Source organism: Paracoccus sp. SMMA_5_TC (assembly GCF_009696685.2).
Taxonomy (GTDB): Bacteria; Pseudomonadota; Alphaproteobacteria; order Rhodobacterales; family Rhodobacteraceae; genus Paracoccus.
On the sequence record NZ_CP102355.1, the window covers coordinates 1,065,397 to 1,078,459 of the forward strand.

Genomic DNA, 13,063 nt, shown 5'->3' on the forward strand with positions numbered 1-13,063 from the left:
GACTACCCCAGGCAGCCCCCTGTCGAAAGGCGTTTGCACGCGTGTGCAGATTTTTCTTGCTCGCGCGTGCAAGGCGCGGCAGATTTGCGCTAACGGATCACCGGAGGGAGTGATTCGACGGAGGAAAGACGAATGCTGAATGTGGCGCTGCTGGGCGCTGGCCGTATCGGCCAGGTCCATGCCGAATCCATGACGTCGACGCGCGACAGCCGTGTCGTGGCCGTGGCCGATGTGAACCGCGAAGCGGCCGAGGCTCTGGCCGCGCGGATCGGCGCCGCCGCGCGCAGCGTCGATCAGATCATCGCCGATCCCGCCATCGACGCGGTGCTGATTGCCACCTCGACCGACACCCATTCCGACCTGATCATCCGCGCCACGCAGGCCGGCAAGGCGGTCCTGTGCGAAAAGCCGGTGGACCTGTCGCTTGAACGCGCCCTGACCACGTTGGCCGCCGCCGAGGCCACGGGCCGCCCGGTGATGATCGGCTTCAACCGCCGCTTCGATCCGAATTTCGCGGCGCTCAAGGCCGGGTTCGATCAGGGGCGCATCGGCAAGGGCGAGCTGCTGTCGATCACCTCGTTCGATCCCGCTCCGCCTCCGGTCGAATACGTCAAGGTCTCGGGCGGGTTGTTCCGCGACATGATGATTCACGATTTCGACATGGCCTGCTGGCTGTTTGGCGGCCCGCCCGCGCGGCTGACGGCGCATGGTGCGGCGCTGGTCGATCCGGCGATAGGCGAGGCGGGCGATGTCGATACTGCCGCCGTCACGATGGTCTGGGGCGATGGCCGCATCGCCGTCATCAAGAATTCGCGCCGCGCCGCCTATGGCTATGACCAGCGGGTCGAGATCTTGGGCGAAAAGGGCCTGCTTTCGGCGCGCAACGTGCTGGAAAACACCGTCGAGGCCCTGACCGCCGACGGCGCTGTGGCCGCCAAGCCACTGCATTTCTTCCTCGAACGCTACATGCGGGCCTATCAGATCGAATGGCAGGCCTTTCTTGATGCGGTGACGCAGGGCCGGCCCATGCCGGTCACGCTGCGCGAGGGGGTGGCCGCGCTGGCCTGCGCAGAGGCCGCGACCCGGTCGCTGGCGACCGGCACCACGATTTCCCTGACGCCCGACATGCTGGGCTGAGGGGTCAGCCCGCCCCGGCATGGGCGGGCCGACCGATCCGCGCGCAATGCCGCGCAGGATGGCTGCCCACGGGAGAGGGCGGCCAGTGACAACCTGGGAGGACATACATGACCAAGCTCAAGACCGCCGTCGCCGCCGCAGCCGCCGCGCTGATGGCCTTTGCCGCGCCCGCTATGGCGCAGAACATCATCGTCGTGGCCCATGGCCAGGCGAACGACCCCTTCTGGTCGGTCGTCAAGAACGGCGCGGCGCTTGCGGGCGAACATACCGGCGCAAGCGTCGATTTCCGCGCCCCCGAGGTCTTTGACATGGTGGCGATGAGCCAGCTGATCGACGCCGCCGTGAACCAGAAGCCCGACGGGCTGGTCGTGTCGATCCCCGATGCCGATGCGCTTGGGCCGTCGATCCGTCGCGCGGTCGAGGCGGGGATACCCGTGATCTCGATGAATTCGGGCGGCGATGTGGCCGGCGAAATGGGCGTTCTGCTGCATGTCGGCCAGTCGGAACATGACGCGGGCGTGGCCGCAGGCCGGCGTCTGGCCGAGCTCGGTGGCACCAAGGGGATCTGCGTCAACCACGAGGTCGGCAACGTCTCGCTGGATCAGCGCTGCGCGGGCTTTGCCGAGGGCTTCGGCCATCCTGTGCAGGTGGTCCCGACCCAAAACGACCCGACCGAGGTGCAGTCGCGTGTCCGTGCTGCGCTGGAGGCGGACCCCGAGATTGATACGATCCTTGCCCTTGGCGCCAGCCTTGCCGGCGAGCCGACCGTCGCCGCTGTCGAGGCGCTTGGCCGCGACGACGTGCATATCGCCAGCTTCGATCTGTCGGCGGGCTTCCTTCAGGCGGTGGCCGACGGCAAGGCGACCTTTGCCATCGACCAGCAGCAATATCTGCAAGGCTACCTGCCCGTCGTCTTCCTCGCGCTGAAAGCCCGCTATGGGCTGATGCCGGCCGGCGATGTGCCCTCGGGTCCGAATCTTGTGGGCAAGGACAGCGCCGCGCAGGTGATCGAACTGTCCGCGAAGGGAATCCGCTGATCCGGCGGGGCGGGCAAGGCGCCCGCCCCCCTTACCAGATAGCAGGGGGAACAGACCCATGGCCGACAGCGCCAACCTCTCCGCCGACGAGCGGATCAAGACCGAATCCTTCGTTACGCGCCTGATGAAACGCCCCGAACTGGGCGCGGTTGGCGGCGTGATCCTTGTCACAATCTTCTTCATGGTTACGGCCAGTCCCGCCATGTTCACGCTGGCCGGGGTCATGAACTTCATGACGCCTGCCGCCCAGCTTGGCATCCTGGGGATCGCTGCCGCCATGCTGATGATCGGCGGAGAATTCGACCTGTCCATCGGCTCGATGGTGGCCTTTGCAGGCATGATCTTCGGCGTGCTTGTCGTGAGCATGGGCCTGCCGCTGATCGTCGCGATCCCGGTGACCTTCGGCTTTGCAGCGCTGGTGGGGGCTCTCAACGGGATGATCGTGCTGCGCACCGGGCTGCCCAGCTTCATCGTTACGCTGGCCTTCCTGCTCATCCTTCGCGGCGCCTCACTGGTTGGGCTCAAGGTTTTCACCGGCGGCGCGACCCAGCTGCGCGGCGTGCGCGACGCGGTGGCGGGCGATTGGCTGGCGCCGATCTTTTCGGGCCATGCCTTTGGCGGGCTGTTCCGCTGGATGGCCGAACAGGGCTGGATCGCCAAACTGGCCTCGGGGGCGCCTGCCGTGCCGGGGGTGCCGGTCTCGATCTTGTGGTTCGTGGGCTTTGCGCTTGTGGCAACCTTCGTCTTGCTGCGGACGCCTGCGGGGAACTGGATCTTCGCGACCGGAGGCGACCGCCACGCCGCCAGCAATTCCGGCGTGCCGGTGCGGCGGGTCAAGCTGTCGCTCTTCATGCTGACCGCCTGCGCGGCGGCGCTGGTCGCGATCATCACCGTGATCGACACCGGATCGACCGATGCGCGCCGTGGCTTCATGAAGGAATTCGAGGCGATCATCGCCGCCGTCATCGGGGGCTGCCTGCTGACCGGGGGTTACGGGTCCGCCATCGGGGCCTTCTTCGGGGCGATCATCTTCGGCATGGTCACGATCGGGCTGACCTATACCGGGTTCGACCAGGACTGGTTCCAGGTATTCCTGGGGGCGATGCTGCTGCTGGCCGTGGTCTTCAACAACGCCATCCGCAAGCGTGTGACGGGGGAGCGCTGAAATGTCCGAACCGATCATCCGGATGGAGAACATCAAGAAGCATTTCGGCAATGTGATCGCCCTGAACGGCGTCACCTTCGACGTGCGTCCCGGCGAGTGCCATTGCCTTCTGGGCGATAATGGCGCGGGGAAATCGACCTTCATCAAGACCATGTCGGGCGTGCACAAGCCGACCGAGGGAACGATCACCTTCGAGGGCCGCCCGATGGCCTTCAACAGCCCGCGCGAAGCGATGGAGGCGGGCATCGCCACGGTATTCCAGGACCTGGCAATGATCCCGCTGATGAGCGTCACGCGCAATTTCTTCATGGGCCGCGAGCCGACGAAAGGCCGCTTCATCAAGCGCTTCGATTTGGAGACCGCGAACCGCATCACGATGGAGAAGATGCGCCAGATGGGTATCAACCTGCGCGCCCCCGATCAGGCGGTGGGCACGCTGTCGGGCGGGGAACGCCAGACGGTGGCCATCGCGCGGGCCGTGCATTTCGGCGCCAAGGTGCTGATCCTGGACGAGCCGACCAGCGCGCTTGGCGTGCGCCAGACCGCGAACGTGCTGGCTACCATTGCGCGGGTGCGGGCGCAGGGGGTGGGGGTCGTGTTCATCAGCCACAATGTGCGCCACGCGCTGGCCGTGGGCGACCGCTTCACGGTGCTGAACCGCGGCCAGACCCTGGGCACCGCCGAGAGGGGCCAGATCGACGCCGCCGAGCTGCAGGACCTGATGGCCGGCGGGCAGGAACTGGCCGCGCTGGAAAGCAGCCTGGGGGGGACGATCTGATGTCCCTGGGCGTGGCTCTGATCGGCACAGGCTTCATGGGAAAATGCCATGCCATGGCCTGGCGCAACGTGGCGACGGCCTTCGGTGGCACGCCGCCGCGCCTGGAGATACTGGCCGATGCGGTGGCGCCGGGCGATGTGGCGCGGGCCTGGGGCTTTGCCCGGGCCACGGGCGACTGGCAGGCGGCGGTCTCTGATCCGGCCGTGGATGTGGTCAGCATCACCACGCCCAACGGTCTGCACCGCCCCATGGCCGAGGCGGCCCTGCGCGCGGGCAAGCATGTATGGCTGGAAAAGCCCATGGCGCTGACGCTGGAGGATGCGCGGGCCATGGCGGATCTGGCCGCCGCGCATCCCGGTCAGGTGACGCTGCTGGGCTATAACTATCTGCGCAGCCCTGCCTTTCAGGCGGCCCGCGCGATGGTGGCGGATGGGGTGATCGGGCGGCCCCTGGCCTTTCGCGGCGTCTATGACGAGGATTATTCGGCCGATCCATCCCTGCCCTGGTCTTGGCGCATGACGCATCAGGGGGGCGGTCTGGGCGCGCTTGGCGATCTGGGCTGCCATCTGGTCAGCGTCATGGTTGCGCTGATGGGCCCGGTGGCCGAACTGACCGCCATGACCCAGATCGCCGTCCCCACGCGCCCGTCCCCCGAAGGCCCCCGCGCGGTCGAGAATGAAGACAGCGCCCTGGCCCTGATCCGCTTTGTCAGCGGCGCGCAGGGATCGTTCGCCACGTCACGCGTAGCGCGAGGCCGCAAATGCCGCTTGCAGTGGGAGATCCATGGGTCAAACGGGACACTGGTCTTTGACCAGGAGCATATGAACGAGTTGTGGGTCCACCGGGCGGGCGATGCGGGATTCACGCGCCATGTCACCGGACCGGACCAGCCGGATTTCGCGGCCTTCTGCCCCGCGCCGGGGCATGGCTTCGGCTTCAACGAACAGAAGGTGGTGGAGTGCCGCGACCTGATCCGCGCGATTCAGGGCACAGCCCCCTGCGAACCCGATTTCGCCGCCGGTCTGCAGATCGAACGGATCATCCACGCCATGGCGACCAGCGCCGGTCGCCCCGTTTCCCTGGAGGGCGCATGAAAAGGCTTGACGTGATCACCATCGGCCGCAGCAGCGTCGATCTTTATGGCCAGCAGGTCGGCGGGCGACTGGAGGATATGGGCTCCTTCGCCAAGTATATCGGCGGCTCGCCCACCAATATCGCCTGCGGGACAGCGCGGTTGGGGTTGCGGTCGGCGGTCATCACCCGGGTGGGGGATGAGCATATGGGCCGCTTCATCCGCGAGCAGCTGATCCGCGAGGGCGTCGACGTGCGCGGCGTGACAACCGACCCCGAGCGGCTGACCGCGCTGGTGATCCTGGGCATCCGCGATCAGGACAGCTTTCCGCTGATCTTCTATCGCGAGAATTGCGCCGACATGGCCCTGTCCGAGGCCGATATCGACGAGGGGCTGATCGCGGATACGCGCTGCGTTCTGGCGACCGGCACGCATCTGAGCCATCCCCGGACCGAGGCCGCGGTGATGCGCGCGCTGACCCTGGCGCGGGCGCATGGGGCGCGGACGGCGCTGGACATCGACTATCGCCCGAACCTCTGGGGCGTGGCTGGCCATGGCGCGGGCGAGAGCCGCTTTGTCGAAAGCGCCACTGTCACCGCGCGGTTGCAGGCGACGCTGCCGCTGTTTGACCTGATCGTGGGCACCGAGGAGGAGTTTCACATCGCCGGCGGCACTACCGACACGCTGGCGGCGCTGCGCGCCGTGCGCGCGATCAGCGACGCCGTGCTGGTCTGCAAGCGGGGGGCTGCGGGGGCGGTGGCCTTCGAAGGCGCGATCGAGGGGTGGGAGAGCGGCCAGCAGGGGCCGGGCTTTCCCATCGAGGTCTTCAACGTGCTGGGCGCGGGGGACGGGTTCTTCTCGGGCCTCTTGAAGGGCTGGCTGGAGGACGCGCCATGGCCCCGCGCGCTGGAATATGCCAATGCCTGCGGCGCCTTGGCGGTCAGCCGCCATGGCTGCACGCCCGCCTATCCGTCGTTGGAGGAACTGCGCTTTTTCCTGGAGCGCGGCGTTGTGCGGGCCGATCTGCGCAACGACGCGGCGCTGGAGCAGGTGCATTGGGCCACCAACCGGCAGGGAAGGATGGGCGGCGACTGGACCACGATGCGGGTCTTTGCCTTTGACCACCGGATGCAGCTGGAGGAGATGGAGGGATATACGCCCGAGAGGGGCGGGGCCTTCAAGCGGCTGTGCCTGGAGGCGGCGCTGGCCGTGCAGGACGGGCAGGGGGGGTATGGGATCCTCTGTGACGATCGTATCGGGCGGGCGGCGCTGCATGCGGCCAGCGGGACGGGGCTGTGGATCGGGCGGCCCGCCGAATGGCCCGGATCGCGGCCCCTGGCGCTGGAGCCGCAGCTGGGCCCCGATTGCGGGGGTTTGGGCGAGTGGGCGCGTGAGAACGTGGTCAAGGTGCTGTGTTTTGCTCACCCCGACGATGATCCCGCGCTGCGCGCCGAGCAGGAGGCGACGGTGCTGCGGCTTTACACCGCCGCGCGTCGCAACGGGCTGGATTTCCTGCTGGAGATCATCCCCTCCAAGGCCGGGCCGGTCGATGAGGATACGACCGCGGTGCTGATCGCGCAGTTCTATGCGGCTGGAATTTATCCCGATTGGTGGAAGCTGGAGCCGCTGACCAGCGCGACGGCCTGGGCCAAGGCGATCGCGGCCATCGAGGCGCATGACTCCAACACACGCGGCATTGTCGTTCTGGGGCTGGACGCGCCCGAGGCCGAACTGGCGGCCAGTTTCGCGGTGGCGGCGCGGTTTCCGCTGGTGCGGGGCTTTGCGGTCGGTCGGACGATCTTTGGCGCGGTGGCGCGGGAATGGCTAGCCGGGCGGATGGATGACGCGGCGGCCGTGGCAGAGATGGCGGCGCGCTATCGTCGGCTATGCGACATCTGGGACACGGCCCGCGCGGCGGCACAGGTGGCGGCATGAGCGCGCACGATCTGGCCGGGGCAGGGGGCGCTGCCCCCCTCTCCTGCGGCGTCCCCCCGAGGGGATATCTGGACAACGAAGCAGCGGCGGAGGCGCGGATGACGGGCATGGTGCGGATGACGGCGGCGCAGGCAATGGTGCGCTGGCTCTCGGTGCAGATGACGGAAGGGGGCGAGCGCTTCATCGACGGGGTCTGGGCGATCTTTGGTCATGGCAATGTGGCGGGGCTTGGCGAGGCGCTGCACGGAATCGGCGATGCCCTGCCGACCTGGCGGGGCCAGAACGAGCAAACCATGGCCCATGCCGCCATCGCCTTTGCCAAAGGCAAGGCGCGGCGGCGGGCTCAGGCGGTGACGGCCTCGATCGGGCCGGGGTCCACGAACATGGTGACGGCGGCGGCCCTGGCGCATGTGAACCGGCTGCCGGTGCTGTTCATCGCCGGTGACGTCTTTGCCAACCGCCGCCCTGATCCGGTATTGCAGCAGGTGGAGTCCTTTGGCGATGGCACGGTCAGCGCGAATGACTGCTTTCGCCCCGTGGTGCGTTACTTCGACCGGATCACCCGGCCCGAGCATCTGCTGACCGCGCTGCCGCGCGCCATGCGGGTGATGACCGACCCTGCGGAATGCGGGCCGGTCTGCCTGGCCTTCTGTCAGGACGTGCAGGCCGAGGCCTACGATTGGCCCGAGGCGTTCTTTGCGCCGCGCGTCTGGCGCATCCGCCGGCCTGTGCCAGATGCGGCGGAACTGGCCGAGGCGGTCGCGATGATCCGGGCGGCCAGGGCGCCGATCATCGTCTGCGGCGGGGGGGTGATCTATTCCGGCGCCGAGGACGTGTTGGGCGAGTTCGCCAGCAGCCTTAACATCCCGGTAATCGAGACGCAGGCGGGCAAATCGGCCCTGGCGCAGTCGCACCCGATGAACTTCGGGGCGGCGGGGGTCGATGGTTCGGCGGCGGCGAACGCGGCGGCGCAGGCGGCCGATCTGGTGATCGCTGTGGGCACCCGGCTGCAGGACTTCACCACCGGCTCGCGGACGCTGTTTCCGAAGGCGAAGATCCTTGGCATCAATGTGGCGGCCTATGACGCGGGCAAGCACGGGGCGGTGAGCCTTGTCGCCGATGCACGCGTGGCGCTGGAGGCGCTTGGCGGCGCGCTGCAGGGCCTGCGGTTCGACGCGGCCGACCCTAAGGCGCGGACGGCCTGGCTGGCGGCGGTCGATGCTCATTGTGCCGCTGCGTCCGACGGCCTGCCGACGGATGCGCAGGTAATCGGCGCCGTGCAGCGCGCGGCCCCGGAGGGCATCGCCATGTGCGCGGCGGGCACGATGCCCGGCGCGTTGAAGCTGCTCTGGCAGGCCAGCCAGCACGGCTATCACATGGAATACGGCTATTCCTGCATGGGCTATGAGATCGCGGGTGCGATGGGGCTGAAGCTCGCCCGGCCCGACCGCGAGGTTCTGTGCTTTGTGGGCGATGGCAGCTACATGATGGCCAACAGCGAGCTGGCGACGGCGGTTATGCGGCGCATCCCCTTTACCGTGATCCTGACAGACAATCGCGGCTACGGCTGTATCAACCGCCTGCAGGCCCATTCCGGTGGGGCGCCCTTCAACAACATGTATGTAGACTGCCGCATCGAGGCGCAGCCGCAGATCGACTATGTCGCCCATGCCGCCAGCATGGGGGCGCATGCCGTGAAGGCTGCCGATCTGGCTGCGCTGCAGGCAGAGGTTGCCGCCGCGCGGGGCCGCGACATTCCCACCGTCATCGTCATCGAGACCACCGCCCGTCCCGGCCCCGGCGACGGGTTGGAGGGGGCGGGCCATTGGTGGGACGTGGCCGTTCCCGCGACCGGCGGCTCGCCGCAGGCCTATGCCCGCTATCTGGACCACGTCGCCCGGCAAATCCTGATCAACTGAAGGCACGACCATGATTCTTTACGGCACCAACCCGATTGCCTGGGCCAATGACGACGACCAGAGCATCGGCGCCCATATCCCGACCGAGCAGATCCTGCGCCAGGCCGGACGCGAGATCGGCTTTGACGGGATCGAGAACGGCCACCGCTGGCCGGATGATCCGCAGGCGCTGAAGGCGCTTCTGGCGGAATACGGGCTGCGCTTCATCTCGGGCTGGTATTCGACGCATCTGCTCGTGCGCTCGGTCGAGGACGAGATCGCGGCCGTACAGCCGCATCTGGCCAAGCTCAAGGCGAATGATTGTCGCGTCTGCATCGTCTGCGAATGCTCGAACACGGTGCATGGCGATCCGGCAAAGGCGGTCAACGACCGGCCGCGGCTGAGCGCGGACGAGATGGCCGCCTTTGGTGCGAAGATGGAGGCCTTCGCGGCCTGGCTGGCCGGACAGGGCATCACGCTAGCCTATCACCACCACATGGGCACCGTGGTCGAGAGCCCAGACGAGATCGACGCCTTCATGGCCGCGACCGGTCCTGCCACGCATCTGCTGTTCGATGCGGGGCATTGCGCCTTTGGCGGTGGCGACCCCGAGGCGGTGTTGCGCCGCCATGCGGGTCGGGTGGCGCATTTCCACGCCAAGAACATCCGCCGCCCGGTGACCGAGCGGGTGCGGGCCGAGGGGCTGTCCTTTCTGCAGGGCGTGCTGGCGGGCGCCTTTACCGTGCCGGGCGATCCGGAGGGGGCAATCGACTTCGTGCCGCTGCTGGGGATCCTGGCCGAGGTGGGCTATCAGGGCTGGCTGGTCATCGAGGCCGAGCAGGACCCAGTCCTGCGCGACCCCCTTTACTACCAGGCGATGGGGCTGAAGGCGCTGAAGGAGGCCGCGCGGGCGGCGGGGCTGGACAGGTCCGTCACCGCCTAGGCGGCCGTGCCGCCCCAGCCGGGGCAATGAGGCCGTTCCGGGGGCATCGGGTTCCCTGGATGAAGAAGAAGCCCGGATCCTGTGCGCTGCGGTTCGGGCTGGGGATGGAGGGGCATTGCCCCGACCGGCGCGCCGGCCCCTCGATGGGGCCGTCGCGACGGTTTGGTCGGAAGGAGGCAGGTATGCCGGAACTGTTGAGGCGGCCTTTCGGGGCGCATGGCGAGATGCATCGGATCACGCCCGAAAGCGCGGGCTGGCGATATGTGGGCTTTGCGCTGCACCGGTTGCGCGCGGGCGAGCGCGTCAGTGCCGCGACGGGCGCACGCGAGGTGATCCTGGTCATGGTCGAGGGCAAGGCCGCGTTCCGCGCGGCAGGGCGCGACTGGGGCGTGCTTGGCGAGCGGATGGATGTATTCGAGAAGACGCCGCCGCATTGTCTCTATGTGCCGGACGGTCAGGACTGGGCCGCCGAGGCAGTGACCGACTGCACCATCGCGGTCTGTTCCGCGCCCGGCCATGGCCGGCATGAGGCGCGGCGGATCGGCCCCGAGGGCATCACCCTGACGCAGCGCGGCGAGGGCACGAACACCCGCTGGATCAACAACATCGCCATGGAGGCCGAGGATTTCTGCGACAGCCTGCTGGTCACCGAAGTATTCACCCCGGCGGGGCATTGGTCCTCCTATCCCAGTCACCGCCATGACGAGGACGACTTCCCCCGCATCACCTATCTAGAAGAGACCTATTACCACCGCCTGAACCCCGCCGATGGCTGGGCGATCCAGCGTGTCTATACTGACGACGGCAGCCTCGACGAGGTCATGGCGGTCCGAAATCACGACGTCGTCCTGGTGCCCCGCGGCCACCACCCCTGCGGCGCACCCCACGGGATCGAACTCTACTACCTCAATGTCATGGCCGGACCCAAACGAGCATGGCGCTTTCTCAAGGCGCTGGAAATGGAGCGGATCGGCTGAAGCAGAAGCCCCGGTGATCTGTCGTTGGCCAGCCGGGCAAATGCAGGTATTCCGCTTCATGCGCGATCTCGACATCAAGGCCGTCGAATAGTTCGAGACCGTCGCCCGGACCCGCACTGTCGGCGCGGCTGCGTCTGATCGGGGGGCAGTTCGGCGTGCGCCTGTTCCGGCGCGAGCGTCGCAAGCTGGTCCTGCAGCAGGAAGGCGAGACCCAGTTCCAGACCGCCACCCAAGGCATTTTGCGCGATCCGCAATGCGCGGGGCGCGTTCACAAGTCAGCGTGATCTGCGAAATCTGATCCTCCGCGTCAGCCCCAGTTTCGGCGTGCGCTGGCTGGGGCCACGGGTCGGCGGCTTTCCTGTCTGCCAATCCCGGCTGGGCGATCCGGGGCGATGCAACGCAGGATTTCACCGCCTTTGACACCAAGGACGTGGATTTCGGCTTGCGCTATGGTCATGGCGAATGGGCTGGCTTGTCGGTCACGCGGGTCATGCATGATCTGATCATGCCGATGTGCAGCCCCGATTATCTGGCGCGCTTGCGGGCGATTTAGGACGATCCGGTCTCGCAGCTGCGTCATGCCGCGCTGATCGCCAGCGTCAAGGCGCAGTTCCGGTGGGATCTTTGGCGGTCATGACGCGGATCGACCTGCCGGCCCCGACCTATGCGATGGCCTTCGACCAATCCTCGATGTGCTGGAACTGCCGCGGCAGGGGATGGGCGTCGCGCTGCACAGCGTCAATCTGCATTTGGCCGATATCCTGCGGGGGATGTGGTGCCGCTGTCTACGGAATTCCAGGTGATCGATTTCTCTGTCTATTGGATGGTTTGCCCGCCGCGCTACATGAATTGGCGAATCGTCGCGCGCATTGCCGACTGGATCGCTGCCCGCGCCCGCCAACATGAGGCCGAGGCGCGGGCCTGTCTGACGGGGCTGGGCTGCTGCATTGGGGTGTAAAGCCCGATGAGCAGGTTCACGACCATCATCAGCCCCAGCTGCGCCGGGTCCAGCCCGATCGCCTGACCGATGCCCATGAAAAGCGGACCCAGCAGCAGGATCGCGGCCAGAGGATCCAGAAAAGCACCCATGACCAGAATCACCAGGTTCAGCGCCATGATGATCGTCCAGGGCCCGCTGATCGTCGCCGTGACCCGGATGGCCAGGTTCTGCGGCACGCGCTCGGCCGTCAGCAGCCATTGGAACGCGGACGAGGTCATGGTGATCGGCATCACCGCGCCGGTCATCACCGCCGTCTCGATCAAGGCACTCCAGATCGCCCGCAGGGTGAGGTCGCGATAGATCAGACCGCCGATCACCAATGCGTAGGCGTCCGCCATGACGCTGAACTCGGTCGGGATGGCCATGCCGAGGCACAGCGTGCCGATCACGAAGACGAGGATCAGCAGGGTCGGAATGGCCATCAGAATCTGACGGCGGAAGGCGTCAAAGCCGCTTACCAGCGGCGCGCGGGGCAGGTCGCGGCGCCGGGCCGCCCGCCAGACGCAGCCGAACAGGCCAAGCCCCGGCGGCACGCCCGGCAGGATGCCCGCCGCGACCAGTCAATGATCGAGACATTCGCCACAAGACCCTAGAGGCTCAGCGGAATGGATGGCGGGATCAGCACCGAGATGGTCGAGCACTACGGGTTCACCGCCGCCGCGAAGCCTGCCGTATAGTCCACGCCGGTGATAATCGCTGTCTTTCCGTCAAGAAGCTCCATGGGCTTTTCTGCTGTCATTGGGGTTTAGAGCCGCCCCGGATCGTCGCGACCACCCGATCCACCGAGAGGCCATGGATGTCGTGAAGCGTCGGCAGCGCGCCGGCTTCGAGGAATTCGCCGGGCAGCCCGATCCTGCGGAAGCGCGGCTTGACGCCGGCCTGTATCAGCGTGGCGGCGACCGCCTCGCCCCGACCGCCGATCATGGTGTGGTTCTCGACCGCGACCAGCAGGCGGCCCTTGGCTGCCGTGGTCAGGATCGTGTCGCGGTCCAGCGGCTTGCTCGTGGGCACGTGCAGGACCGCCACGCCGATCCCGTCCGCAGCCAGCCGCTCGGCCGCGTCCCGCGCCCGTATCGCCATGATCCCGGTCGAGACGACCGGCACGTCGCCGCCTTAGCGGA

11 protein-coding genes are annotated in these 13,063 nt (G+C 67.4%); 9 read left to right on the forward strand and 2 right to left on the reverse strand.

Annotated features, from left to right (window positions below):
- Nucleotides 1-132 precede the first annotated feature (132 nt).
- The 9 genes from iolG (at nt 133) to iolB (ending at nt 10,942) form a co-directional block, all read left to right on the forward strand.
- On the forward strand, nt 133-1,137 hold the full coding sequence (gene iolG, locus GB880_RS05315) for an inositol 2-dehydrogenase (protein WP_154493269.1): 1,005 nt from the start codon (nt 133-135) through the stop codon (nt 1,135-1,137).
- Between the two features lie 107 nt (nt 1,138-1,244).
- On the forward strand, nt 1,245-2,174 hold the full coding sequence (locus tag GB880_RS05320) for a sugar ABC transporter substrate-binding protein (protein WP_154493271.1): 930 nt from the start codon (nt 1,245-1,247) through the stop codon (nt 2,172-2,174).
- A gap of 58 nt (nt 2,175-2,232) precedes the next feature.
- Nucleotides 2,233-3,339, forward strand: coding sequence for an ABC transporter permease (locus GB880_RS05325; protein ID WP_154493274.1), 1,107 nt, complete (start codon nt 2,233-2,235; stop codon nt 3,337-3,339).
- A gap of 1 nt (nt 3,340) precedes the next feature.
- Nucleotides 3,341-4,117 carry an ATP-binding cassette domain-containing protein gene (locus GB880_RS05330; RefSeq protein WP_154493276.1) on the forward strand — a complete coding sequence of 259 codons (777 nt, stop codon included), beginning with the start codon at nt 3,341-3,343 and terminating at the stop codon, nt 4,115-4,117.
- Nucleotides 4,117-5,211, forward strand: a complete 1,095-nt coding sequence (locus GB880_RS05335; RefSeq protein ID WP_154493278.1) for a Gfo/Idh/MocA family protein — start codon at nt 4,117-4,119, stop codon at nt 5,209-5,211. Before GB880_RS05330 ends, GB880_RS05335 begins: the two co-directional genes overlap by 1 nt.
- Nucleotides 5,208-7,124: a bifunctional 5-dehydro-2-deoxygluconokinase/5-dehydro-2-deoxyphosphogluconate aldolase gene (locus GB880_RS05340; RefSeq protein WP_154493280.1), complete on the forward strand. Its 1,917-nt coding sequence runs from the start codon at nt 5,208-5,210 to the stop codon at nt 7,122-7,124. Before GB880_RS05335 ends, GB880_RS05340 begins: the two co-directional genes overlap by 4 nt.
- 98 nt (nt 7,125-7,222) lie before the next feature.
- Nucleotides 7,223-9,043: a 3D-(3,5/4)-trihydroxycyclohexane-1,2-dione acylhydrolase (decyclizing) gene (gene iolD, locus GB880_RS05345; RefSeq protein WP_154493294.1), complete on the forward strand. Its 1,821-nt coding sequence runs from the start codon at nt 7,223-7,225 to the stop codon at nt 9,041-9,043.
- A 10-nt stretch (nt 9,044-9,053) separates the two neighbouring features.
- Nucleotides 9,054-9,965, forward strand: coding sequence for a myo-inosose-2 dehydratase (iolE, locus tag GB880_RS05350; RefSeq protein ID WP_154493282.1), 912 nt, complete (start codon nt 9,054-9,056; stop codon nt 9,963-9,965).
- 182 nt (nt 9,966-10,147) lie between these two features.
- Complete coding sequence (gene iolB / locus GB880_RS05355) at nt 10,148-10,942, forward strand: 5-deoxy-glucuronate isomerase (RefSeq protein ID WP_154493284.1); 795 nt, start codon at nt 10,148-10,150, stop codon at nt 10,940-10,942.
- Between the two features lie 840 nt (nt 10,943-11,782).
- On the opposite strand, the gene GB880_RS05360 is transcribed toward iolB, so the two are convergent.
- Both GB880_RS05360 and GB880_RS05365 read right to left on the reverse strand, forming a co-directional pair.
- Nucleotides 11,783-12,475, reverse strand: coding sequence for a TRAP transporter large permease subunit (locus GB880_RS05360; RefSeq protein ID WP_263467338.1), 693 nt, complete (start codon nt 12,473-12,475; stop codon nt 11,783-11,785).
- 202 nt (nt 12,476-12,677) lie between these two features.
- Complete coding sequence (locus GB880_RS05365; protein ID WP_263467339.1) at nt 12,678-13,046, reverse strand: transketolase C-terminal domain-containing protein; 369 nt, start codon at nt 13,044-13,046, stop codon at nt 12,678-12,680.
- Nucleotides 13,047-13,063: the final 17 nt, after the last annotated feature.

Bases quoted from the DNA above. Each gene is read 5' to 3' on its own strand.
- iolG (WP_154493269.1), top strand. From the start codon at position 133: ATGCTGAATGTGGCGCTGCTGGGCGCTGGCCGTATCGGCCAGGTCCAT.
- GB880_RS05320 (WP_154493271.1), top strand. From the start codon at position 1,245: ATGACCAAGCTCAAGACCGCCGTCGCCGCCGCAGCCGCCGCGCTGATG.
- GB880_RS05325 (WP_154493274.1), top strand. From the start codon at position 2,233: ATGGCCGACAGCGCCAACCTCTCCGCCGACGAGCGGATCAAGACCGAA.
- GB880_RS05330 (WP_154493276.1), top strand. From the start codon at position 3,341: ATGTCCGAACCGATCATCCGGATGGAGAACATCAAGAAGCATTTCGGC.
- GB880_RS05335 (WP_154493278.1), top strand. From the start codon at position 4,117: ATGTCCCTGGGCGTGGCTCTGATCGGCACAGGCTTCATGGGAAAATGC.
- GB880_RS05340 (WP_154493280.1), top strand. From the start codon at position 5,208: ATGAAAAGGCTTGACGTGATCACCATCGGCCGCAGCAGCGTCGATCTT.
- iolD (WP_154493294.1), top strand. From the start codon at position 7,223: ATGACGGGCATGGTGCGGATGACGGCGGCGCAGGCAATGGTGCGCTGG.
- iolE (WP_154493282.1), top strand. From the start codon at position 9,054: ATGATTCTTTACGGCACCAACCCGATTGCCTGGGCCAATGACGACGAC.
- iolB (WP_154493284.1), top strand. From the start codon at position 10,148: ATGCCGGAACTGTTGAGGCGGCCTTTCGGGGCGCATGGCGAGATGCAT.